General features: G+C 65.3%; 22 protein-coding genes and 1 other RNA gene. 7 read left to right on the top strand and 16 right to left on the bottom strand.

The annotated features are described in order from the left end of the window. The first annotated feature begins 48 nt into the window (after window positions 1-48). Together pmbA and ABGI63_RS17020 are read left to right on the top strand one after the other, a co-directional pair. Window positions 49-1,440: a metalloprotease PmbA gene (pmbA, locus tag ABGI63_RS17025; RefSeq protein WP_272644464.1), complete on the top strand. Its 1,392-nt coding sequence runs from the start codon at window positions 49-51 to the stop codon at window positions 1,438-1,440. Between the two features lie 198 nt (window positions 1,441-1,638). Beyond that, on the top strand, window positions 1,639-2,724 hold the full coding sequence (locus ABGI63_RS17020) for a TRAP transporter substrate-binding protein (RefSeq protein ID WP_349743536.1): 1,086 nt from the start codon (window positions 1,639-1,641) through the stop codon (window positions 2,722-2,724). A gap of 89 nt (window positions 2,725-2,813) precedes the next feature. Here the strand turns inward: ABGI63_RS17020 and ABGI63_RS17015 are convergent, their stop codons facing one another. The 7 genes from ABGI63_RS17015 to ABGI63_RS16985 all read right to left on the bottom strand — a co-directional run bounded on the left by ABGI63_RS17015 (window position 2,814) and on the right by ABGI63_RS16985 (window position 8,047). Continuing rightward, window positions 2,814-3,251, bottom strand: coding sequence for a hypothetical protein (locus ABGI63_RS17015; protein ID WP_349743535.1), 438 nt, complete (start codon window positions 3,249-3,251; stop codon window positions 2,814-2,816). Between the two features lie 7 nt (window positions 3,252-3,258). Beyond that, on the bottom strand, window positions 3,259-4,758 hold the full coding sequence (locus ABGI63_RS17010; protein WP_349743534.1) for a TRAP transporter large permease: 1,500 nt from the start codon (window positions 4,756-4,758) through the stop codon (window positions 3,259-3,261). Continuing rightward, a complete protein-coding gene (locus ABGI63_RS17005; protein WP_349743533.1) occupies window positions 4,755-5,294 on the bottom strand; it encodes a TRAP transporter small permease subunit in 540 nt (179 codons plus the stop codon). The genes ABGI63_RS17010 and ABGI63_RS17005 overlap by 4 nt, the downstream gene beginning before the upstream one ends. Window positions 5,295-5,484: 190 nt before the next feature. Beyond that, window positions 5,485-5,826: a protein tyrosine phosphatase family protein gene (locus tag ABGI63_RS17000; protein WP_349743532.1), complete on the bottom strand. Its 342-nt coding sequence runs from the start codon at window positions 5,824-5,826 to the stop codon at window positions 5,485-5,487. A gap of 11 nt (window positions 5,827-5,837) precedes the next feature. Next, entirely contained in the window at window positions 5,838-6,284 is a 447-nt protein-coding gene (locus ABGI63_RS16995) for a GatB/YqeY domain-containing protein (protein ID WP_349743531.1), read from the bottom strand. Between the two features lie 137 nt (window positions 6,285-6,421). Then, the gene (rpsU, locus tag ABGI63_RS16990; protein ID WP_007833691.1) at window positions 6,422-6,634 is read right to left on the bottom strand and encodes a 30S ribosomal protein S21; all 213 of its coding nucleotides are present in this window, start codon (window positions 6,632-6,634) and stop codon (window positions 6,422-6,424) included. 180 nt (window positions 6,635-6,814) lie between these two features. Further along, the gene (locus ABGI63_RS16985; protein WP_349743530.1) at window positions 6,815-8,047 is read right to left on the bottom strand and encodes a BaiN/RdsA family NAD(P)/FAD-dependent oxidoreductase; all 1,233 of its coding nucleotides are present in this window, start codon (window positions 8,045-8,047) and stop codon (window positions 6,815-6,817) included. Window positions 8,048-8,348: 301 nt separating this feature from the next. Here ABGI63_RS16985 and ABGI63_RS16980 point away from each other — a divergent pair, with 301 nt between their 5' ends. After that, window positions 8,349-9,383 (top strand): GGDEF domain-containing protein, encoded by a 1,035-nt coding sequence (locus ABGI63_RS16980; protein WP_349743529.1) that lies wholly within the window; start codon window positions 8,349-8,351, stop codon window positions 9,381-9,383. On the opposite strand, the gene ABGI63_RS16975 is transcribed toward ABGI63_RS16980, so the two are convergent. The 9 genes from ABGI63_RS16975 to ABGI63_RS16935 all read right to left on the bottom strand — a co-directional run bounded on the left by ABGI63_RS16975 (window position 9,375) and on the right by ABGI63_RS16935 (window position 15,385). Next, window positions 9,375-10,187 (bottom strand): sulfite exporter TauE/SafE family protein, encoded by an 813-nt coding sequence (locus ABGI63_RS16975; protein WP_349743528.1) that lies wholly within the window; start codon window positions 10,185-10,187, stop codon window positions 9,375-9,377. The two genes, ABGI63_RS16980 and ABGI63_RS16975, sit on opposite strands and share 9 nt — an antisense overlap. 6 nt (window positions 10,188-10,193) lie before the next feature. Next, window positions 10,194-10,652: an EVE domain-containing protein gene (locus ABGI63_RS16970; RefSeq protein WP_349743527.1), complete on the bottom strand. Its 459-nt coding sequence runs from the start codon at window positions 10,650-10,652 to the stop codon at window positions 10,194-10,196. A 28-nt stretch (window positions 10,653-10,680) separates the two neighbouring features. Continuing rightward, window positions 10,681-10,858: non-coding RNA, 6S RNA (gene ssrS / locus ABGI63_RS16965), on the bottom strand. Window positions 10,859-10,873: 15 nt separating this feature from the next. Beyond that, a complete protein-coding gene (locus ABGI63_RS16960) occupies window positions 10,874-11,182 on the bottom strand; it encodes a cell division protein ZapA (RefSeq protein ID WP_137943553.1) in 309 nt (102 codons plus the stop codon). Further along, the gene (locus ABGI63_RS16955; protein ID WP_349743526.1) at window positions 11,179-11,394 is read right to left on the bottom strand and encodes a cell division protein ZapB; all 216 of its coding nucleotides are present in this window, start codon (window positions 11,392-11,394) and stop codon (window positions 11,179-11,181) included. The genes ABGI63_RS16960 and ABGI63_RS16955 overlap by 4 nt, the downstream gene beginning before the upstream one ends. A gap of 15 nt (window positions 11,395-11,409) precedes the next feature. Continuing rightward, a complete protein-coding gene (gene nth / locus ABGI63_RS16950) occupies window positions 11,410-12,072 on the bottom strand; it encodes an endonuclease III (protein WP_349743525.1) in 663 nt (220 codons plus the stop codon). 24 nt (window positions 12,073-12,096) lie between these two features. Then, window positions 12,097-12,765 carry an electron transport complex subunit RsxB gene (rsxB, locus tag ABGI63_RS16945; protein ID WP_349743524.1) on the bottom strand — a complete coding sequence of 223 codons (669 nt, stop codon included), beginning with the start codon at window positions 12,763-12,765 and terminating at the stop codon, window positions 12,097-12,099. Further along, window positions 12,762-14,054 carry a polyhydroxyalkanoate depolymerase gene (locus ABGI63_RS16940; RefSeq protein WP_349743523.1) on the bottom strand — a complete coding sequence of 431 codons (1,293 nt, stop codon included), beginning with the start codon at window positions 14,052-14,054 and terminating at the stop codon, window positions 12,762-12,764. The genes rsxB and ABGI63_RS16940 overlap by 4 nt, the downstream gene beginning before the upstream one ends. Window positions 14,055-14,182: 128 nt before the next feature. Beyond that, complete coding sequence (locus ABGI63_RS16935; RefSeq protein ID WP_349743522.1) at window positions 14,183-15,385, bottom strand: amino acid aminotransferase; 1,203 nt, start codon at window positions 15,383-15,385, stop codon at window positions 14,183-14,185. A 136-nt stretch (window positions 15,386-15,521) separates the two neighbouring features. Between ABGI63_RS16935 and uvrB the strand changes: the two genes are divergently transcribed. The 4 genes from uvrB to iscU all read left to right on the top strand — a co-directional run bounded on the left by uvrB (window position 15,522) and on the right by iscU (window position 20,046). After that, window positions 15,522-17,654, top strand: a complete 2,133-nt coding sequence (gene uvrB / locus ABGI63_RS16930) for an excinuclease ABC subunit UvrB (RefSeq protein WP_349743521.1) — start codon at window positions 15,522-15,524, stop codon at window positions 17,652-17,654. 195 nt (window positions 17,655-17,849) lie between these two features. Further along, entirely contained in the window at window positions 17,850-18,383 is a 534-nt protein-coding gene (locus ABGI63_RS16925) for a Fe-S cluster assembly transcription factor (protein ID WP_137943546.1), read from the top strand. 29 nt (window positions 18,384-18,412) lie between these two features. Continuing rightward, window positions 18,413-19,633 (top strand): IscS subfamily cysteine desulfurase, encoded by a 1,221-nt coding sequence (locus ABGI63_RS16920; RefSeq protein WP_349743520.1) that lies wholly within the window; start codon window positions 18,413-18,415, stop codon window positions 19,631-19,633. A 26-nt stretch (window positions 19,634-19,659) separates the two neighbouring features. After that, window positions 19,660-20,046: a Fe-S cluster assembly scaffold IscU gene (iscU, locus tag ABGI63_RS16915; protein WP_137943544.1), complete on the top strand. Its 387-nt coding sequence runs from the start codon at window positions 19,660-19,662 to the stop codon at window positions 20,044-20,046. Window positions 20,047-20,058: the final 12 nt, after the last annotated feature.

The raw sequence follows: 20,058 nt of genomic DNA, 5'->3' as shown, positions 1-20,058 counted from the left end.
GCCCGTATGATTGTCGCCCACAACCGATCTCCCGCGTCCCGCCCCTCCATGCCCAAGCCCACCCACGCCCCCGTCCCCACCGCCGAAGCCGGCTTCGCTTACAGCCAGGAACGTTTCCGCGAGCTGGTCGACGAGGTGCTGGCCGAGGCCAAGCGCCTGGGCGCCAGCGACGCCGGCGCCGAGGTTTCCGAGGGCTGCGGCCTGTCGGTCTCGGTGCGCAAGGGCGAGCTGGAGAATGTCGAGCGCAACCGCGACAAGTCGCTGGGCATCTCGGTCTATGTGGGCCAGCGCCGCGGCAATGCCAGCACCTCGGACTTCTCGGCCAAGGCCTTGCAGGACACGGTGCGCGCGGCCTTCGACATTGCCCGCTTCACCGCCGAAGATCCGGTGGCCGGCCTGCCCGACGAGCAAGACCTGTCCCTCGACGCCACGGCCCGCCCCGAGCTGGACCTGTTCCACCCCTGGGCCATCGATGCCGAGGGCGCGGCCGCGCTGGCGATGCGCTGCGAGGCCGCCGCGCTGGGCACCGACAAGCGCATTACCAATTCCGAGGGCGCGGCCGTGTCGGCCCAGCAGTCGCACTTCTTCTCCGGCAACAGCCGCGGCTTTCGCGGCGGCTATGCCAGCTCGCGGCACTCGCTCTCGGTGGCGCCGATCGCCGGTCGCGGCGCCGGCATGCAGCGCGACTCCTGGTACAGCTCGATGCGCGATGCCGCCGAACTGGCCGCGCCGGAGGCTGTCGGCCGCTATGCTGCCGAGCGCGCGCTGTCGCGCCTGAAGTCGCGCAAGGTCAAGACGGCCGAGGTGCCGGTGCTGTTCGAGAGCACGGTGGCGGCCGGTCTGCTGGGCGCGCTGGTGCAGGCCACCAGCGGCGGCGCGCTGTACCGCAAGGCCAGCTTCCTGCTCGACAGCCTGGGCAAGCCGGTGCTGGCTGAGCACCTGGATGTCAGCGAGGATCCGCATGAGCTGAAGGGCAAGGGCAGCTCGCCGTTCGACGACGAGGGCGTGATCACGCGGCCGCGCCAGGTCGTCGAGGCCGGCGTGCTGCAGGGCTATTTCCTGTCCACCTATTCGGCGCGCAAGCTGGGCCTGCGCACCACCGGCCATGCCGGCGGCTCGCACAATCTGCGCCTGACCAGTCGCTGGACCGCGCCGGGCGACGACCTGCGGACCATGTTGCGCCGCATGGGCCGTGGCCTCTTCGTCACCGAGTTGATGGGGCAGGGCGTCAACTATGTGACCGGCGACTACTCGCGCGGCGCCAGCGGCTACTGGGTCGAGAACGGTGAGATCGCCTACCCGGTGCACGAGGTGACGATTGCCGGCCACCTGCCCGAGATGTTCCGGCAGATCGTCGGCGTCGGCACCGATGCCTACACGGTCGGCAGCAAGACCATAGGCTCGGTGCTGATCGCGCGCATGAAGCTGGCGGGCAGCTGAGCGCGGATTTTCTGCGCGTCCGATGATGTTTTTCGGGCCTCTGTCAGTGTGGTGAAAGCCTGCTTGCGGCGGTTTTTTGCTACGCCTGAATTTGCGCTTTGTCACCCTGGTTTTCACGGGTTTCTCCCGGTAAGACGCTAGAGGCGGCCTCCTAGAATCGGGCCGCTGACCATGTATCTATTACCGAGGAGATAAAAGATGGAGCGTCGTTCCTTTGTTAAACAGGCCGGTCTGGCCGGCGTGCTGGCGGCCGGTACGGCACCGGCCTTTGTGCAGGCTCAGGCCAATGTGCGCTGGCGCCTGGCCTCCAGCTTCCCGAAATCGCTTGACACCATTTACGGCGGTGCCGAGGTGTTCTCCAAGGCCGTCAAGGCCATGTCGGGCGGCAAGTTCGAGATCTCGGTGCACAGCGGCGGCGAGCTGATGCCCCCGTTCGGCGTGGTCGACGGTGTGCAGAACGGCACGGTCGAGATGGCCCATACCGTGCCCTATTACTTCTATGGCAAGAACCCGGCCTTCGCGCTGGGTTCGGCGATTCCCTTCGGGCTGAACTCGCGCCAGATGAACGCCTGGATGATGCACGGCAACGGCCGCAAGCTGATGAATGAGTTCTATGCCAACTACGGCATGCTCAGCTTCGCCGGCGGCAACACCGGCTGCCAGATGGGCGGTTGGTACCGCAAGGAGATCAAGTCGGTGGCCGACTTCAAGGGCATGAAGATGCGCCTGGGCGGCGGCCTGATCGGCGAGGTGATGCAGAAGCTCGGCGCCGTGCCGCAGAGCATTCCTGGCGGCGAGATCTATCAGGCGCTGGAGAAGGGCACCATCGATGCGGCCGAGTGGGTCGGCCCCTATGACGACCAGAAGCTGGGCTTCAACAAGGTCGCGCCGTTCTACTACTACCCCGGCTGGTGGGAAGGCGGCCCCGAGGTCGACTTCTTCGTCAACCAGAAGGCCTATGACGCGCTCTCGAGCGAGTACAAGGCCATCATTGACGCCGCCTCGGCGCTGGCCAGCACCGATATGCTGGCCAAGTACGATGCGCTGAACCCGACCGCGCTGAAGCAGCTGGTGGGTGCCAAGACCAAGCTGATGCCCTTCTCGCAAGCGGTGCTGGACGCCTCGTTCAAGGCCTCGATGGAAGTGTTCGAGGCCAACAACGCCAAGAGCCCCGAGTGGAAGAAGATCTACGCCGACCTGCGCGCCTTCCAGCGCGACCAGGTGCTGTGGTTCAAGTTCGCGGAAGGCCGCTTCGACTCCTTCATGGCCGGTCAGAAGCTGTGATTTGCAAGGACGGTGGCTTGCGCCCCGTCTGAATGGAAAGAGCGGCCCACGGGCCGCTCTTTTTGCTTTGGGAGCGAGGAGTGCGTCTTTCAGTAAGGATTGACGCAGCCCAGGCCGAGTCGCTGCGCCAGCGCCAGCACCGCAGGGTCGGCGATATGGAAGGTATAGAGCCCGCGCCCGCGCACCTTGACCATCAGGCGCGGTGCGATCAGCCAGTTCAGGCCGGGCACATGGATCAGCTTGGCCTGGCTGACCTCGGCCAGCGCCACCCGCTTGGTCCACAGCCAGCGCTGGCTGATATGGGTCATGCTGATCGAGGTGCGGCCGCGCAGCATGCCGGCGTAGCAGCACGCCAGCACGCCGAAGGTGGCCAGCAGGAAGCCGAAGCCGCCGATGCCCATCTCTGCCCCGGCGATCTCGTCGGCGGCGCGCCAGCCCCAGACCAGCAGGGCCAGCATCATCGCGCTGGCCAGCAGCTTGGTCGTCTTCGGGAAAGACGGCCCTTCGGCGCTCAGCTCATCGCTCATCGACGTCTCACTGTGTTGCGCTGGCGGCGCTGGCCGCCGGATCGGCGAACAGCTCCTCCATCGATGGCGCCTGATCCTGATTCGGCGCCAGCGGCTCGGCATCGGGCATCACGACCTTGTCGAGGTCGATGACCTCGGCCTTGTCGAGGAAGACCGTGACGGTTTGCGGCACGAAGATCACGATCACGACCAGCAGCACCTGCAGCAGCACGAAGGGAATCGCACCGAGGTAGATGTCCTTGGACTGCACCTTGGCGGGCAGGGCGCCATTCTTGAACAGGCTGTCCGAGATGCCGCGCAGATAGAACAGGGCGAAGCCGAAGGGCGGGTGCATGAAGCTGGTCTGCATATTGACGCACAGCAGCACGCCGAACCAGATCATGTCGATGCCCATCTTGTCGGCCACCGGGCCGAGCAGCGGCAGGATGATGAAGGCGATCTCGAAGAAGTCGAGGAAGAAGGCCAGGAAGAAGATGAAGATGTTGACGACGATCAGGAAGCCGGTCTGGCCGCCCGGCAGATTGCTCAGCAGATGCTCGATCCACTTGGCACCGTCGACGCCCTGGAACACCAGCGAGAACACGCGCGAGCCGATCAGGATGAAGACCACCATCGCGGTGATGCGCATCGTGCCGGCGACGCTGGCGCTGATCAGCGGCCAGCTCAGGCGACGGTGCAGGGCGGCCAGCACAAAGGCACCGACCGCGCCCATGGCGCCGGCCTCGGTGGGGGTGCAGATCGCCGTCGTGATGCCCGGCAGGCCGCCCATGCTTCCCAGCACCGCGAAGATCAGGATGGCCGAGGGGATGATGCCGCGCAGGCACTTCTTCCAGAGCGCCCAGCCTTGCAGGGTGCGGGCTTCGGGCGGCAGGCCCGGCAGATAGCTGGGGCGCACGCGGGTCAGTATGAAGGTGTAGATCGCGAAGATCAGCACCTGCAGAATCGACGGTCCCCAGGCGCCCTTGTACATATCGCCGACCGAGCGGCCGAGCTGGTCGGCCATCACCACCAAGACCAGCGAGGGCGGCACCAGCTGCGTGATCGTGCCGGAGGCGGCCAGCACGCCGGTGGCGTAGCGCATGTTGTAGCCGTAGCGCATCATCACGGGCAGTGCGATCATGGCCATGGCAATGACCTGGCCGGCGACGGTGCCGGTGATCGCGCCGAGGATGAAGCCGACCACGATGACCGCATAGCCCAGGCCGCCGCGCATCGGGCCGAACAGCTGGCCCATCGAGTCCAGCAGGTCCTCGGCCAGCCCGCACTTCTCCAGGATGGCGCCCATCAGCGTGAAGAAGGGGATCGCCAGCAGCAACTCATTGGACAGGATGCCCAGCACGTTCAGCGGCAGGTTCGACATGAAGGCGGCCGGAAACCAGCCCATCTCGATGGCAATGAAGCCGCACAGCAGGCCCAGGGCCGACAGCGAGAAAGCGACCGGAAAACCGATGAGCATCACGAAGATGAGGCCCGCGAACATCAGCGGGGCGAAGTTCTCCATGCTCATTGCAGCGGCCTCTCGTAGTGCGTGTCCATCTCGTACTTGTGGGTCAGCCAGCCGATGCGCTTGATCGCCTCGGACAGGCCTTGCAGGATCAGCAGGCCGAAGCCCAGCGGGATCAGCAGCATCACCGGCCAGCGGATCAGGCCGCCGGCGTTGCTGGACATCTCGCCGCTCTCATACATGCGCTCGAACATCGGCCAGGACAGATAGAGCATCACGCCCATCACCGGAATCATGAAGATCAGCAGGCCCAGCAGGTCGACCCAGACCTTCATCCGTGTCGGATAGCGGCCGTACAGGACGTCAACCCGTACATGCTCGTTCAGGCGCAGGACCTGGGAGGCGCCCAGCATCACGACGGCCGCGAACAGATACCACTGGATTTCCAGGAAGGCGTTGGAGCTGTAGTTCAGCGCGTAGCGCACGCCGGCGTTGGCGGCGCTGATCAGGCAGGCCGCCAGCACCGCCCATTTGGCAATGGCGCCAAAGCCATCGTTGAACCTGTCTATCCATTTGGCCAGGGCCAATAAGGCTTTCATTCCCACTCCTTGCCGGCTTTGCCAGCAGCAAACCGATCTTCAAGACTGCGTGCATCGGGCGCTGTCGTGGCGCCTGAGCAAACCGAAGAGCATAGCAAGCGCGGCGTTAGGCGCGGCCGAAGTTGGCTAGGGAATCACCCTGAGCACACAGGAGGCGTGGCGCAAGCCATGCGTCAGCCGCCTGTGCTGCTCAGAGCTGGCTGGCCGCAGCGAACAGGCGGGTCGAGCGCGCGCCCGAGCGGCAGAAAGCCAGGATGGGCTTGGGCAGGCTGTCGACCAGCAGCTTGAAGGCTGCAATCTCTTCCGGCGACTGGTAGGCGCCGTTGACCGGCAGGTGGCGGTACTCGAGTCCCGCGGCCCGTGCGGCGGCTTCGACCGCGGCGCTGGTCGGCTGATCGGGGCCGCCTTCGAAGTCGGGGCGGTTGTTGATCACGCTGCGAAAGCCCGCGGCGGCGGCCTCGGCCATCGCGGCCGGCTCCAGTTGCGGGGCCACGCAGAATTCAGGCGTCAGGGCTTGGGTCGGCAGACTCATGGTGCGACTCCTTACTGGCTCAGTGCCTGCTTGACCGCGGCCGACACCAGGCCCATATCGGCCTTGCCGGTCAGCTGGGCCTTGACCGCGCCCATCACCTTGCCCATGTCACCGGGGCCCTTGGCGCCCAGCTCGGCGACGATGGCGTTGACGGCGGCCTGGATCTCTTCGGCCGACAGGCGCTGCGGCAGATAGGCCTCCAGCACGGTCAGCTCGGCGGCTTCCTTGTCGGCCAGGTCCATGCGACCGGCGGCGGTGAACTGGCTCAGCGAGTCCTTGCGCTGCTTGATCAGCTTGTCGACGATGGCCACCAGGGCCACATCGTCGACCACCACGCGCTCGTCGACCTCTTTTTGCTTGACCGCCGCCAGCAGCATGCGGATGGTCGTCAGCTTGTCGGCTTCCTTGGCGCGCATCGCGGCCTTCATGTCTTCGGTGATGCGGTCTTTCAAGCTCATATCAATTCCTTTGGTGTGACGGGCATAAGCGTCGCAGAAATAGAAAAAGCCCGCAGCAGCGTCCTGTGCGGGCTTTGTTCCGAGGGTCGGCCATGAACACTAGGTTCGGGGCGGCCCACGACGGAGCACGGGGATGCTCAGTACAGCTTCTTGGGCAGCTGCATGCTGCGCACGCGCTTGTAGTGGCGCTTGACGGCGGCAGCCTTCTTGCGCTTGCGCTCGGCGGTGGGCTTCTCGTAGAACTCGCGGGCGCGCAAGTCGGTCAGCAGGCCCAGTTTTTCGATGGTGCGCTTGAAGCGGCGCAGTGCCACATCGAAAGGCTCGTTCTCTTTGACGCGAATGGTGGTCATGAAACTATGGTTCCTTAATATGCGCTCGGTGTTCGCCAGACTCGTTATTGGTGCTGCCCGTAGGCGGCACTGAATGCAGAGCCTGAAGCAGAAGAATCCGGATTCTGCTTCCGAATCGACGCGCAGGGTTTGCTAGCAAAGACCGCGATTATAGCCAGGATTTCAAGACTTGGCGAGAGTTCAGGCGGAAATCACTGCCGGGGCCGCCGCCGAGGGCTCGAGCGAGCGGGCACAGGCCGCCGCACTGGCCCAGGCCCACTGGAAGTTGTAGCCTCCCAGCCAGCCGGTCACATCGACCACCTCGCCGATGAAGAACAGGCCCGGCACGCGCTTGCTCTCCAGGGTCTGCGAGCTCAGCTCGCGGGTGTCGACGCCGCCGCGCATCACCTCGGCCTTGCGCCAGCCCTCGCTGCCGTCGGGCTTGAGCTGCCAGGCCTGCAACTGGCTGGCGAGCTGCTGCAAGTCCTTGTCCTTGCATTCGGCGATCGGCCGGCTTGCCTCCATCCCGAGGCGCGCCAGCCAGGCTTGGGCCAGCCGGGCCGGAAACAGCTCGGTCAGCTCATTGCCCAGCTGGCGGCGTGAACCGCTCTTGGCGCTGCGCAGGGCCTCGGCCAGATCGCGTTCGGGCGCCAGATCGATCTGCAAGGCCTGGCCCTCCAGCCAGTAGCTGGATATCTGCAGAATGGCCGGGCCGCTGAGGCCGCGGTGGGTAAACAGCAGGTCCTCGACGAAGCGGCCGCGCTGCTTGCCGGCGCCGGTCGACACCACCACCGGCAGCGACAGGCCGGACAGATCGGCAAACGGCGCCCACTCCTGGGCATCGAAGGTCAGCGGCACGAGGGCGGGGCGGGGCTCGACGATGGCATGACCCAGCTTCTTGGCCAGGCGCAGGCCCCAGTCGCTGGCGCCGATCTTGGGAATGGACAAGCCGCCGCTGGCCACGACCAGCTTGGCGCTGCGCAGCGTTCCGGCACTGGTGTCGAGCTCGAAGCCGCCGCCATCGACCGTTCTGACATCGGCCACCGTGCAGGGTTGGCGGCGCTCGACGCCGCCGGCCTCGCACTCCCGCACCAGCATCTGGATGATCTGCTCGCTGGACTGGTCGCAGAACAGCTGGCCCTTGTGCTTCTCATGGAAGGCGATGCCGTGCTTGTTGACCAGGGCGATGAAGTCCTGCGGCGTGTAGCGGGCCAGCGCCGAACGGCAGAAGGCTGGATTCTCCGACAGGAAGTTGGCCGGCGTCGCCTCCCGGTTGGTGAAGTTGCAGCGACCGCCTCCCGAGATGCGGATCTTTTCGGCCAGGCGTGGTGCGTGGTCGATCAGCAGGACCTTCAGCCCGCGCTGGCCGGCAATGCCTGCACAAAAAAGGCCGGCCGCACCGGCGCCGACCACGACGAGATCAAAAGTTTGCATGCGAGCACTGAGGCAGGGAAGGGCGGTTCGGCCGCGATGGCCGCAAGCTGCGGATTGTATTTGCCGGGCCATTGCTCTTTTGGGGCCATTGCCCGAGTGAGCCGGCATGAAAAGCGCCGCTCTTCATTCGAGGGCTGAGGTTCTTCGCTACCATCACTCCCTTCAAGCTAGGGGGGGCTCAGCAAACAGGGGGGTGTCCCGCACTTGCCCGCAGCTGCTGTGGCCCTCTACATTGCCCCATCAGCCTCGGTGCCATGTCCCCGCCGGACAGCGCGCCTATTGCCAGATTTGCCAGGATTTCATGGACACCTCAGCCGCCCCGCACCCCGGTGCTTCGCCACAAGTCAGCGGCTTCGGTCAATGGCTTGCCAGCCTGCAACTGGCCGATACCGAAGTCGCGGCCGGCCTGCTGGGTCTGGTCGAGCCGCTGGGTGCTTTCATGGCCGTCAAGTCGCTGGCCACCGGGCGCTATGTCTACGCCAGCCTCGGTATCAATGCGCTGTTCGAACGGCATGACAGCAGCATCGTCGGCAGCGGCGACAGCGATCTGATGCGGGCCGACGAGGTGGTGGCGATGCGCCGGGTCGAGCAGACCGTGATGGCTCAACGCTCGGTGGTGGTCAGCGAGCATCGGCTGGAGCTGGGTGGGCGGCGGCGCGAGTTTGCCGTCACCCGCATGCCGCTGGGCGCCGAGTACCTGATCTCGATGTGGTCGGAGCGTACCGAGGAGCGCCATCGCGAGACCCATTTGCAGCGTGCGCTGAACCAGATCGAGCAGCAGCAGAAAGCGCTGGAGCAGATCCGCCGCGAGATGCAGGCCGGCAGCGGCCGCGACGAGGTTTCGGGCCTCTATCTGCGGGCCCAGTTCGATGATCAGCTGCTGCGCGAGATCGATTTGTCGACCCGGGAGCACCGCGAGTTCGCGCTGGTGCTGATCGCACTGGATCCGGCGCCGGCCGCCGTGCAGGCGCTCGGCGACGAGGCGCATCAGCGCATGCTCGAGGGGCTGGGTCGCATGCTGCGGGCCAATACCCGGGCGATGGATGCGGCCTGCCGCGTCGGCGAACAGACTTTCGCGGTGCTCTTGTCCGGCGTCGGTCTGGCCACGGCCCATGCCCGCATGGAGCAGCTGCGGCGCCAGTGCACCGCCCAGATCGTGGTGCTCAATGGCCAGGACCTGGGACTGTCGCTGTCCATGGGGGTGGCGAGCTTCCCGCATACCGCGTCCAAGCAGGAAGAGCTGGTCGCGGCCAGCGAGACCGCGGTGCAGGAAGCGCTGCGCCGCGGCGGCAACCAGGTGGTGCTGGCGCCTATCCCCTTTGGCGCCTTAGCTTAGGCCCTTGTAGAGCATATAAGCGGCCAGCACGAAGAGCAGCATCGCGAAGGCCCGCTTCAGCTGGGCCACATTCATCGCATGGGCGGCGCGTGCACCGAGCGGCGCCATCGTCACGCTGGCCGCGGCGATCACGAGCAGGGCCGGCATGAAGAGATAGCCGACCGCGCCCGGCAGTGCCGGCGCCAGATGCCAGCCGCCGACCACATAGCCCAGCGTGTTGGCCAGCGCGATCGGGAAGCCCAAGGCGGCGCTGGTGGCGACGGCGTTGTGCATCGCCACATTGCACCAGGTCATGAAGGGCACCGAGACAAAGCCGCCGCCCGCTCCCACCAGGCCCGACAGCATGCCGATGCCGGCGCCGGCAGCAATCTGGCCGGCGGTACCCGGCATCTGGCGGCTCGGTGCCGGCTTCTTGTTCAGCAGCATCTGAAAGGCCGAGAAACTGACGAAGCCGGCAAAGAACAGCGCCAGCCAGGCACCCTTGAGCAGCGCGAAGATGCCGGCGCCGGCGACCAGGCCGCCGATCAGGATGCCGGGCGCCAGGCCGCGCACCAGATCCCAGCGTACCGCGCCGCGCTTGTGATGGGCGCGCACGCTGGAGATCGAGGTGAACATGATGGTGGCCATCGAGGTGGCGATCGCCATCTTGACTGCCATATCGGCGCCGACGCCTTGCTTGGACAGCATCCAGGTCAGGATGGGCACCATCAGCATGCCGCCGCCGATGCCCAGCAGGCCAGCCAGAAAGCCCGAGCACAGGCCCAGTATCAGCAACTCGATCAGCAAAACGGGGTCGAAGGTCATCGGTACTCAGGCCAGCAGTTTCAGGATCAGGGTCCATTCCGCGGCCGTGACCGGGGTGATGGAAAGACGGTTGCCGCTTTGCAGCGTGCGCATCTGGGTCAGGGCGGGCTCGGCGCGCATCTCGGCCAGGCTCAGCAGCCGCGTCTTGCGCACGAAGCGCACATCGACATGCAGCCAGCGCGGCGCCTCGGGCGTGGATCTGGGATCGAAGTAGGGGCCGGCGGGGTCGAACTGGCTGGCATCCGGATAGGCCGTGCTGGCGACCTCGGCGATGCCGGCAATGCCGGGCTGCGGGCAGGACGAGTGATAGAACAGCACGCCGTCACCGAGCGCAAAGGCATCGCGCATGAAGTTGCGGGCCTGGTAGTTGCGCACGCCGATCCAGGGAACGGTGTGGTCCGGTGCGGCAGCGAGATCGTCGATCGAGCACTCGTCGGGCTCGGACTTCATCAACCAGTAGTTCAAGGTGTGGAGCGGGCCCGTGCTTGTGTAAGGTGTCCACCGCGAGCCGTGAGCCGCATTCCTGAACCCGGGGATTCAGGTGGGCGAGGTCAGCCAAGCTTCGGGTTCATCTGACGCGAGACGATCACACCAACCGGGCGATGTTCCAAGCCCTTGCTCATAGAGCATCGGTCAAGGAAATATAAGACTCACGCGAACGCGATGGACCCTCGCATTCTATGCGCTCAAAGCAATTGGCCGTCGTGGCCAAGGGCTTCATCGAGACGGCGAATCAGCGCTTCGAGTTCGGGGGCGGTCTGGCTCTCGTCGGCGCGTGCCGGCGTGGCGGCGGCCGGGCCATCGGCGAGCTGGTAGGCCAGGTTAAGCGCGGCCAGCACGGCGATGCGCTCGCGCGCCTTGACCTTGCCGGCATCGCGGATCGCGCTCATCTCGCGGTCCACCTGGCTGACCGCACGGCTCAGCGTCGCTTCTCCACCCTCGGGGCAGCCGAGCAAATAGCTCTGGCCCATGATGGTGACTTCCATTTGCTTCATGACTTGTTCTTTCCGGACTCACTCTCGACAGGCAGCCGCTCCAGCAGCGCATCAATGCGCAGCCGCGCCGCGCCAAGGCGGGAGCGCAGGCTGTCGCGCTCCTGGCCCAGGCTTTGCACCTGCTCCTGCAGCAGGGCGTTGGTGCGCTTCAACTCCTCATGGCGCAGCAGCAGGCGCTCTACCCGGTCGAGAAGATCGGTGATGCTAGGCATGGCTTCCTAAGTGAATCATGGGGCGGGATTGGCGCCGATTGTAGAGGGCCCCAGCGCGCGGCCCAGATCGCAGAAGGGCCGCACCTGGCATTGGCCGCACAAGGGCTTGCGGGCCTGGCAGACATAGCGGCCATGCAGGATCAGCCAGTGATGGGCGTCGACCAGGTACTCGGCCGGAATGCGTTTGAGCAGACCGTGCTCGACCTCCAGCACGTTCTTGCCCGGCGCCAGGCCGGTGCGGTTGCCGAGCCGGAAGATATGCGTGTCCACCGCCATCGTCGGCTCGCCGAAGGCGACATTGAGCACCACATTGGCGGTCTTGCGGCCGACGCCGGGCAGGGCTTCAAGCGCCTCGCGCGAGCGCGGCACCTGGCCGCCATGCTGCTCGATCAAGATCTGGCAGGTCTTGTAGAGATTCTTGGCCTTGGTGCGGTACAGGCCGATGGTGCGGATGTAGCCGGCCAGGCCGTCCTCGCCCAGCGCCAGGATCTTGGCCGGCGTGTTGGCGACCGGATAGAGCCGGCGCGTGGCCTTGTTGACGCCGACATCGGTGGCCTGGGCCGACAGCAGCACGGCGGCCAGCAGCTCGAACACACTGCTGTATTCCAGCTCGGTCTGCGGCGAAGGGTTGGCCGCCTTCAGGGTGGCGAAGAAGGCGGCGATGTCTTGCTTGTTCATGGCGTATGCCCGAGGGCCTGGGTCTCAATCGCGCTGGGCCCGGGCACGCGCCAGCGCGGCTTCTATCATGCTGCGCTTGCGGTCCAGCGCGGCCGGGTCCGTGAGCTTGCTGGCCTCGGCCAGATTGGCGAGCTTGGCCTCGGCCTTGGCCTGCAGCCGGGCCTCGTTCTCCTGCCGGGCGCGGGGCAGGCGCTGCTGATGGAAGCGGTAGCGCTGCAGGGCCTCGTCGGCTTGGGCCGCGCTCCAGGCCTGCCAGCCGGTCCGCTCGCCGCTGACATTGAGCAGCGAGATGCAGTCGACCGGGCAGGCAGGGATGCACAGCTCGCAGCCGGTGCATTGCTCGTTGACGATCAGATGCATGGCCTTGGGGGCGCCGACGATGCAATCGACCGGACAGGCCTTGATGCACAGCGTGCAGCCTATGCACCAGTCCTCGTCGATTACCGCCAGTTGACGGGGGCCCTCGACGCCATGCTCGGCACTCAGCGGCAGCGCGGGCTGGCCGGTGAGGGCGGCCAGGCGCGCGACGCCCTCGGCCCCGCCGGGCGGGCACTGGTTGATGCCGGCCGCGCCGGACGCGACGGCCTGCGCATAGCTCAGGCAGTCCGGATAGCCGCAGCGCGTGCACTGGGTCTGCGGCAGCGCCGCATCGATGCGGGCGACCAGATCGGCGGTCGGGGCCAAGACGCTCAAGCGGACTTCTTGCTCCGTGCTGTCTTGCGTGCAGGCGCGGTCACCGGGTGCTCGTACTTGAGGATGAAGTCGCGCACCTCGGGGTAGACCTTCTCGCGCCAGCGGCGACCCGAGAAGATGCCATAGTGGCCGGCGCCGATCGCGTCATAGTGGTACTGGTGCTCGGGGGCGATGCCCGAGCACAGCTCATGCGCGGCACGGGTCTGGCCGGCGCCCGAGATGTCATCGAGTTCGCCTTCGATGGTCAGCAGGGCCGTGCCCTGGATGTCCTGCGGGCGCACCGGCTGGCCCTTGACCTCCCAGGTGCCGTTGACCAGGGCGAAGTCCTGGAACACGGTCTTGATGGTGTCCAGGTAGTACTCGGCCGGCATGTCCAGCACCGCGTTGTACTCGTCGTAGAACTGGCGGTGCGACTCGGCGCTGTCGTCGTCGCCGCGCACCAGGTCGAGGAAATAGTCGTAATGCGAGCTCAGATGCCGGTCCGGATTCATCGCGACAAAGCCGGTGTGCTGCAGAAAACCGGGGTAGACCGCGCGCTGCGCACCCGGGAAATTGGTCGGCACCCGGTAGATCACATTGGTCTCGAACCAGCTGAAGCTGCGGTTCATCGCCAGATTGTTGACGGCCGTGGGGCTCTTGCGGGCGTCGATCGGGCCGCCCATCATCGTCATGCTGCGCGGCGTGGTCTCGCCATTCGACGCCATCAGCGAGATCGCGGCCAGCACCGGCACGGTGGGCTGGCAGACCGAGATCACATGGCACTCGGCCGCGCCGATATGACGGATGAACTGCTGCACATAGGCGATGTAGTCGTCCAGATGGAAGGCGCCCTGGTCCAACGGCACCATGCGCGCATCGGTCCAGTCGGTGATGAAGACCTTGTGGTCCTTCAGCAGCTGGCGCACGGTGTCGCGCAGCAGGGTGCTGTGGTGGCCCGACAGCGGCGCCACCACCAGCACGGTGGGCTGGTCCTTCATCTTGGCCAGCACCGCCAGATCATCGGTGTAGCGCTTGAAGCGCAGCAGCCGGCAAAAGGGCAGCTCGACCGGCACCAGCTCCTGCACCGCCACCTCGATCCCGTCGACCTCGACGCCGCGAATCCCGAACTCGGGCTTCTCGTAGTCCTTGGCCAGCCGGTGCATCAGATCCAGCCCGGCCGAGACCCGATGGGCCATCGGGCCATGGGCGAAGGGCGAGAGCGGATGGCTGTAAAGCTTGGCCGAGGCGCCTGCGAACTCCGCAAAAGGACTCATCAGCGCGCGCTGGGTTTCGTAGAGCTGATACAGCATGGAGGACCTCGGTAGCTTTGTGGGGTGACAGTACTGCAAAAGAAATGGTGCGGTGCAGCATTATGCGGCTTGCCGGGTGGCAAAGCCGTTAAAACTGCGCATGACCACTCAATCCAGCGGGCAGATTGTCAGCCGCGCAGCACCGCCGCCATCGCCTGCGCGACAGCCGGCAGGTTTTTCTCGTTCAGCGCGGCCACGCAGATACGGCCCGAATCGACACCATAAATGCCGAACTCGCTGCGCAGTCGCTGCATTTGCGCGGCATTCAGGCCGGAGTAGCTGAACATGCCCTTCTGGCGGGTCACGAAGCTCAGGTCCTGGGTGATGCCGGCCGCCTGCAATGCAGCCACCAGCGCCGATCGCATTGCGCGGATGCGCAGGCGCATGCCGGCCAGCTCCTCTTCCCAGAGCGCGCGCAGTGCCGGGGTCGACAACACGTTCGCAACCACCTGGGCGCCATGGGTTGGCGGGTTGGAATAGTTGGTGCGGATCACGATCTTCAGCTGGCTCAGCACCTTGCTGGTCTCCTCGGCCGAGGCGCAGACCACGCTCAGCGCACCGACGCGCTCACCATAGAGCGAAAAGCTCTTCGAGAAGCTGGTCGAGACGAAGAAGTCCAGATTGGCGGCGAGGAATTGCTGGACCACCGCGCCGTCTTCGGCGATGCCTTCGCCGAAGCCCTGGTAGGCCATGTCCAGAAAGGCGACCAGGCCACGCGCCTTGACGGTGGCGACGACCTGCTCCCATTGGGCGGGGCTCAGGTCATAGCCGGTCGGGTTGTGGCAGCAGGCGTGCAGCACGACCACGGTGCCGGCGCTAGCGCCGTTCAGCGCGGCCAGCATGCCGTCAAAGTTGATGCCCAGCTTGGCGGCATCGTAATAAGGGTAGGTCTGAACCGGGAAGCCGGCGTTGGTGAACAGCGCGCGGTGGTTCTCCCAGCTGGGGTCGGAGATCAGCACGGTGGCGCCGGGGTTCAGGCGCTTCAGGAAGTCGGCACCTATCTTCAGTCCGCCGGTGCCGCCGATGGCCTGCACGGTGGCCACACGCTTGGCCGCCAGGATGGCGCTCTCAGAACCGAACACCAGGCCCTGAACGGCCTTGTCATAGGCGGCGATGCCGTCGATCGGCAGATAACCGCGCGCCTTCGGGTCGGCCTGCATCGTGGCCTCGGCCTGTGCCACGCACTTCAGCAGGGGCAGCTTGCCGTTCTCGTCGTAGTAGACGCCGACCCCCAGATTCACCTTGGCGGGGTTGGTATCGGCGTTGAACTGCTCGTTCAGACCCAGGATGGGGTCGCGGGGGGCCATTTCGACGGCGGCAAACAAGGACATGGACGGCTTTCCTGACATGACGGTGGCAAGAGCGTTCGAACAATCGAACGGCGCCTGCGCTACCCTGTCGGGCTGTTGATGATGCGCAAGCCTGCGAATTCTAGAGGGCTTGCGGCCCGAGTCCTGGGAAACCCCGATGCAATCTGCCCCCGTCGCCATTGAGAACCCCGAAAGCCCTAGCGAGGAGCCGAAGGGCGAATTCGTGTCTTTCGAAGGCTCGCCCTTCCAGCTCTTCCAGCCCTTTGCGCCGGCCGGTGATCAGCCCACGGCCATCGCCCAGCTCTGCGAGGGCATCAACGACGGCCTGAGCTTTCAGACCCTGCTGGGCGTGACCGGCTCGGGCAAGACCTTCACGATGGCCAATGTGATCGCCCGGCTGGGCCGGCCGGCCATCATCTTCGCGCCCAACAAGACGCTGGCGGCCCAGCTCTACAGCGAGTTTCGCGAGTTCTTCCCGAAGAACGCGGTCGAGTATTTCGTCAGCTACTACGACTACTACCAGCCCGAGGCCTATGTGCCGCAGCGCGATCTCTTCATCGAGAAGGACAGCGCGATCAACGAGCACATCGAGCAGCTGCGCCTGTCCTGCACCAAGAGCCTGCTGGAGCGCCGCGATGTCGTGATCGTCGCCTCGGTCTCGGCCATCTACGGCATCGGCAATCCGGCCGACTACCACCAGATGGTGATGACGCTGCGCAGCGGCGACAAGATGGACCAGCGCGATGTGATCGCCCAGCTGATACGGATGCAGTACACGCGCAACGAGATGGAGTTCACGCGCGGGCACTTCCGCGTGCGCGGTGACACCATCGATGTGTTTCCGGCCGAGCACTCGGAGCTGGCGCTGCGCATCGAGCTCTTCGACGACGAGGTCGAGACCCTGCAGCTCTTCGACCCTCTGACCGGCAAGATCCGCCAGAAGATCCCGCGCTTCACCGTCTACCCGAGCAGTCACTATGTGACGCCGCGCGAACGCGTGCTGGCGGCGATGGGCGGCATCAAGCAGGAGTTGCGCGACCGTGTCGCCCATTTCGTCAAGGACGGCAAGCTGGTCGAGGCGCAGCGCATCGAGCAGCGCACCCGTTTCGACCTGGAGATGCTGCAGGAGGTGGGCCACTGCAAGGGCATCGAGAACTACACCCGCCATCTGTCCGGTGCCGAGCCTGGCTCGCCGCCACCGACCCTGGTCGACTACCTGCCGCCCGATGCGCTGATGTTCCTGGACGAGAGCCATGTGCTGATCGGCCAGTTCGGCGGCATGTACAACGGCGACCGGGCGCGCAAGACCACCTTGGTCGAGTACGGCTTCCGGCTGCCCTCGGCGATGGACAACCGGCCGCTGAAGTTCGACGAGTTCGAGCGCAAGATGCGCCAGGCGGTGTTCGTCTCGGCCACGCCGGCCGCTTACGAAAAGGAGAATGCCGGCCAGGTCGTCGAGCAGTTGGTGCGGCCTACCGGTCTGGTTGATCCGATCATCGAGGTGAGGCCGGCCACCCACCAGGTCGACGATGTGCTGGGCGAGATCCGGCTGCGCGTCGATGTCAATGAGCGGGTGCTGATCACCACGCTGACCAAGCGCATGGCCGAACAGCTGACCGACTATCTGAGCGACAACGGCGTCAAGGTGCGCTATCTGCACTCGGATGTGGACACGGTGGAGCGAGTCGAGATCCTGCGCGATCTGCGCCTGGGCGCCTTCGATGTGCTGGTGGGCATCAACCTGCTGCGCGAGGGCCTGGACATTCCCGAGGTGTCGCTGGTGGCCATTCTGGACGCCGACAAGGAAGGCTTTCTGCGTGCCGAGCGCAGCCTGATCCAGACCATAGGCCGGGCCGCGCGCAACCTCAATGGCAAGGCCATCCTCTACGGCGACCGCATCACCGACTCGATGCGCAAGGCCATCGATGAGACCGAGCGCCGGCGCGCCAAACAGATCGCCTTCAACGAGGCCAATGGCATCACGCCGCGCGGGCTGAACAAGCGCATCAAGGAGCTGATCGAAGGCGTCTACTCCGACAAGCCCGGACGCGACGATGACAAGCTGGTGCAGGCGGCCGCCGTCGAGGAGCTGTCCGAGAAGGACCTGGGCAAGCGCATTGCCCAACTGGAGCGCCAGATGCTGGAGCATGCCCGCAATCTGGAGTTCGAGAAGGCCGCGCGGGTGCGCGATCAGCTGGCGCAGCTGCGCGAGCAGGCCTTCGGTGCCGTCGTGCACGACAATCTGGTGCCGCCGGACAGCGCGAAACCGGTGCCGCGCGGTCGCGCCTGACTGTCAGATTGCGCCGTTTCGGCGCGCCAGTGCTGGGTGCCCGGGAGCGCGCCCAGCAAGCTTCTTAATAATTGAGTAAAATGCTCAGGCATACCCAAGGGTTTACCCCTTCGCGCCGGGCGGGTGCCGGGTCGCTCAGCTTGCTGGTTTTGTTGTTGTACCGCCCCATGGTCTGTTGGACCGAAGGAGAGTCTCATGCGTCTCACAACCAAAGGTCGTTTCGCTGTCACCGCGATGATCGATTTGGCGCTGCGTGAAAACGGCGGCCCGGTCGCGCTGGCGGCGATCAGCCAGCGCCAGCAGATCTCGCTGTCCTATCTGGAACAGCTGTTCGGCAAGCTGCGTCGGCACGAATTGGTCGAGAGCACGCGCGGACCCGGTGGCGGCTACTCGCTGGGCCGCAAGTCCGACGAGATCACGGTGGCCGACATCATCGTCGCGGTCGATGAACCGATCGATGCGACCGGTTGCGGCGGCAAGGAAAACTGCATGGGTGAGGACACCGGCAAATGCATCACGCATGAACTCTGGACCAGTCTGAACGCCAAGATGATCGAGTATCTCGACTCGGTGTCGCTGCGCAAGCTGGTCGAGGACCAGTTGGCTAAGGGCGTGACGATAGAGGAAGCGCCGATCAAGCGGGCGATCTCGACGACGCCGGTGGTCAAGCCCATCCGCATCACCGCGCCGAATTCGGTGTTTGCCCTCGGCAACGCCTTCAACAAGTAATCCAACAAATCAAAGAGCAGTCGCATCTCATGGACATGACGCCCCACTTCCCCATCTATCTGGATTACGGCGCGACGACGCCGGTGGACCCGCGTGTGGTCGAAGCGATGATCCCCTGGTTGCGCGAGCATTTCGGCAATCCGGCCTCGCGCAGCCATGCCTGGGGCTGGGAAGCGGAAGCGGCGGTCGAGAAGGCGCGCGAGCAGGTTGCCTCGCTGATCAATGCCGACCCGCGCGAAATCGTCTGGACATCTGGCGCAACCGAGTCGATCAATCTGGCGGTCAAGGGTGCGGCGCAGTTCTACAAGACGCGCGGCAAGCACATCATCACCTTGAAGACCGAGCACAAGGCTACGCTGGACACCTGCCGCGAGCTGGAGCGCCAGGGCTTTGAGGTCACCTATCTGGATGTGCAGGAAAACGGCCTGCTGGATCTGGACAAGTTCAAGGCCGCACTGCGCCCCGACACCATCCTGGCCTCGGTGCTGTTTGTGAACAACGAGATCGGCGTGATCCAGGATGTGGTCGCGATCGGCAATATCTGCCGCGAGAAGGGCATCATCTTCCATGTCGATGCGGCCCAGGCCACCGGCAAGATCGCGATCGATGTGACCCAGCTGCCCATCGATCTGATGAGCCTGGCCTCGCACAAGACCTATGGCCCCAAGGGCATCGGCGCGCTGTTCGTGCGCCGCAAGCCGCGCGTGCGCCTGGAAGCCCAGATGCACGGTGGCGGCCATGAGCGCGGTATGCGTTCGGGCACTCTGGCCACCCACCAGATCGTCGGCATGGGCCTGGCCTTCGAGATCGCCAAGAACGAGATGGCCGAGGAGGGCGCACGCATCCGCATGCTGCACCAGCGTCTGCTGGACGGCCTCAGCGGCATCGAGCAGGTCTTCGTCAACGGCGATCTGGTGCAGCGCGTGCCGCACAACCTGAACATCTCCTTCAACTATGTGGAAGGCGAGTCGCTGATCATGGGCGTCAAGGGGCTGGCGGTGTCGTCCGGCTCGGCCTGTACCTCGGCCAGCCTGGAGCCCAGCTATGTCTTGCGCGCGCTGGGCCGCAGCGATGAGCTGGCGCACTCTTCGCTGCGCATGACCATCGGCCGCTTCACGACGGTCGAAGAGATCGACTATGCGGTGACGGTCTTGAAGGACCGTGTCGCCAAGCTGCGTGAGCTATCGCCGCTGTGGGATATGTACAAGGATGGCATCGACATCTCGACCATCCAGTGGACTGCCCACTGATTCAAGAACAACGTTGGAGAAACATCATGGCCTACAGTGAAAAAGTCGTTGATCACTACGAAAACCCCCGCAATGTCGGCGCCTTCGAAAAGGGCGACGATTCGGTCGGCACCGGCATGGTCGGCGCACCGGCCTGCGGCGATGTGATGAAGCTGCAGATCAAGGTCAATCCGGCCACCGGACTGATCGAGGATGCCAAGTTCAAGACCTATGGCTGCGGCTCGGCGATCGCGTCGAGCTCGCTGGTGACCGAGTGGGTCAAGGGCAAGACGCTGGACCAGGCACTGGAGATCAAGAACACCTTGATCGCCGAAGAGCTGGCCCTGCCGCCGGTGAAGATCCACTGCTCCATCCTGGCCGAAGACGCGATCAAGGCCGCGGTCGATGACTACCGCGCCAAGCACACGCAGTAAGGGATCAGCGGC

The organism is Roseateles cavernae, from assembly GCF_040187885.1.
GTDB lineage: Bacteria > Pseudomonadota > Gammaproteobacteria > Burkholderiales > Burkholderiaceae_C > Roseateles_E > Roseateles_E cavernae.
This window is presented reverse-complemented; position numbering and strand designations above follow the sequence as displayed.

Coding starts and splice junctions, on each gene's coding strand:
- nth (WP_349743525.1), bottom strand. CDS start 12,072: ATGAACAAGCAAGACATCGCCGCCTTCTTCGCCACCCTGAAGGCGGCC.
- ABGI63_RS16935 (WP_349743522.1), bottom strand. CDS start 15,385: ATGTCCTTGTTTGCCGCCGTCGAAATGGCCCCCCGCGACCCCATCCTG.
- ABGI63_RS16940 (WP_349743523.1), bottom strand. CDS start 14,054: ATGCTGTATCAGCTCTACGAAACCCAGCGCGCGCTGATGAGTCCTTTT.
- ABGI63_RS17000 (WP_349743532.1), bottom strand. CDS start 5,826: ATGAGTCTGCCGACCCAAGCCCTGACGCCTGAATTCTGCGTGGCCCCG.
- ABGI63_RS17005 (WP_349743533.1), bottom strand. CDS start 5,294: ATGAAAGCCTTATTGGCCCTGGCCAAATGGATAGACAGGTTCAACGAT.
- ABGI63_RS16975 (WP_349743528.1), bottom strand. CDS start 10,187: ATGACCTTCGACCCCGTTTTGCTGATCGAGTTGCTGATACTGGGCCTG.
- ABGI63_RS16985 (WP_349743530.1), bottom strand. CDS start 8,047: ATGCAAACTTTTGATCTCGTCGTGGTCGGCGCCGGTGCGGCCGGCCTT.
- uvrB (WP_349743521.1), top strand. CDS start 15,522: ATGCAATCTGCCCCCGTCGCCATTGAGAACCCCGAAAGCCCTAGCGAG.
- ABGI63_RS17010 (WP_349743534.1), bottom strand. CDS start 4,758: ATGAGCATGGAGAACTTCGCCCCGCTGATGTTCGCGGGCCTCATCTTC.
- ABGI63_RS16980 (WP_349743529.1), top strand. CDS start 8,349: ATGGACACCTCAGCCGCCCCGCACCCCGGTGCTTCGCCACAAGTCAGC.
- rpsU (WP_007833691.1), bottom strand. CDS start 6,634: ATGACCACCATTCGCGTCAAAGAGAACGAGCCTTTCGATGTGGCACTG.
- ABGI63_RS16995 (WP_349743531.1), bottom strand. CDS start 6,284: ATGAGCTTGAAAGACCGCATCACCGAAGACATGAAGGCCGCGATGCGC.
- ABGI63_RS16960 (WP_137943553.1), bottom strand. CDS start 11,182: ATGAAGCAAATGGAAGTCACCATCATGGGCCAGAGCTATTTGCTCGGC.
- iscU (WP_137943544.1), top strand. CDS start 19,660: ATGGCCTACAGTGAAAAAGTCGTTGATCACTACGAAAACCCCCGCAAT.
- pmbA (WP_272644464.1), top strand. CDS start 49: ATGCCCAAGCCCACCCACGCCCCCGTCCCCACCGCCGAAGCCGGCTTC.
- ABGI63_RS17020 (WP_349743536.1), top strand. CDS start 1,639: ATGGAGCGTCGTTCCTTTGTTAAACAGGCCGGTCTGGCCGGCGTGCTG.
- ABGI63_RS16920 (WP_349743520.1), top strand. CDS start 18,413: ATGGACATGACGCCCCACTTCCCCATCTATCTGGATTACGGCGCGACG.
- ABGI63_RS16955 (WP_349743526.1), bottom strand. CDS start 11,394: ATGCCTAGCATCACCGATCTTCTCGACCGGGTAGAGCGCCTGCTGCTG.
- ABGI63_RS17015 (WP_349743535.1), bottom strand. CDS start 3,251: ATGAGCGATGAGCTGAGCGCCGAAGGGCCGTCTTTCCCGAAGACGACC.
- ABGI63_RS16925 (WP_137943546.1), top strand. CDS start 17,850: ATGCGTCTCACAACCAAAGGTCGTTTCGCTGTCACCGCGATGATCGAT.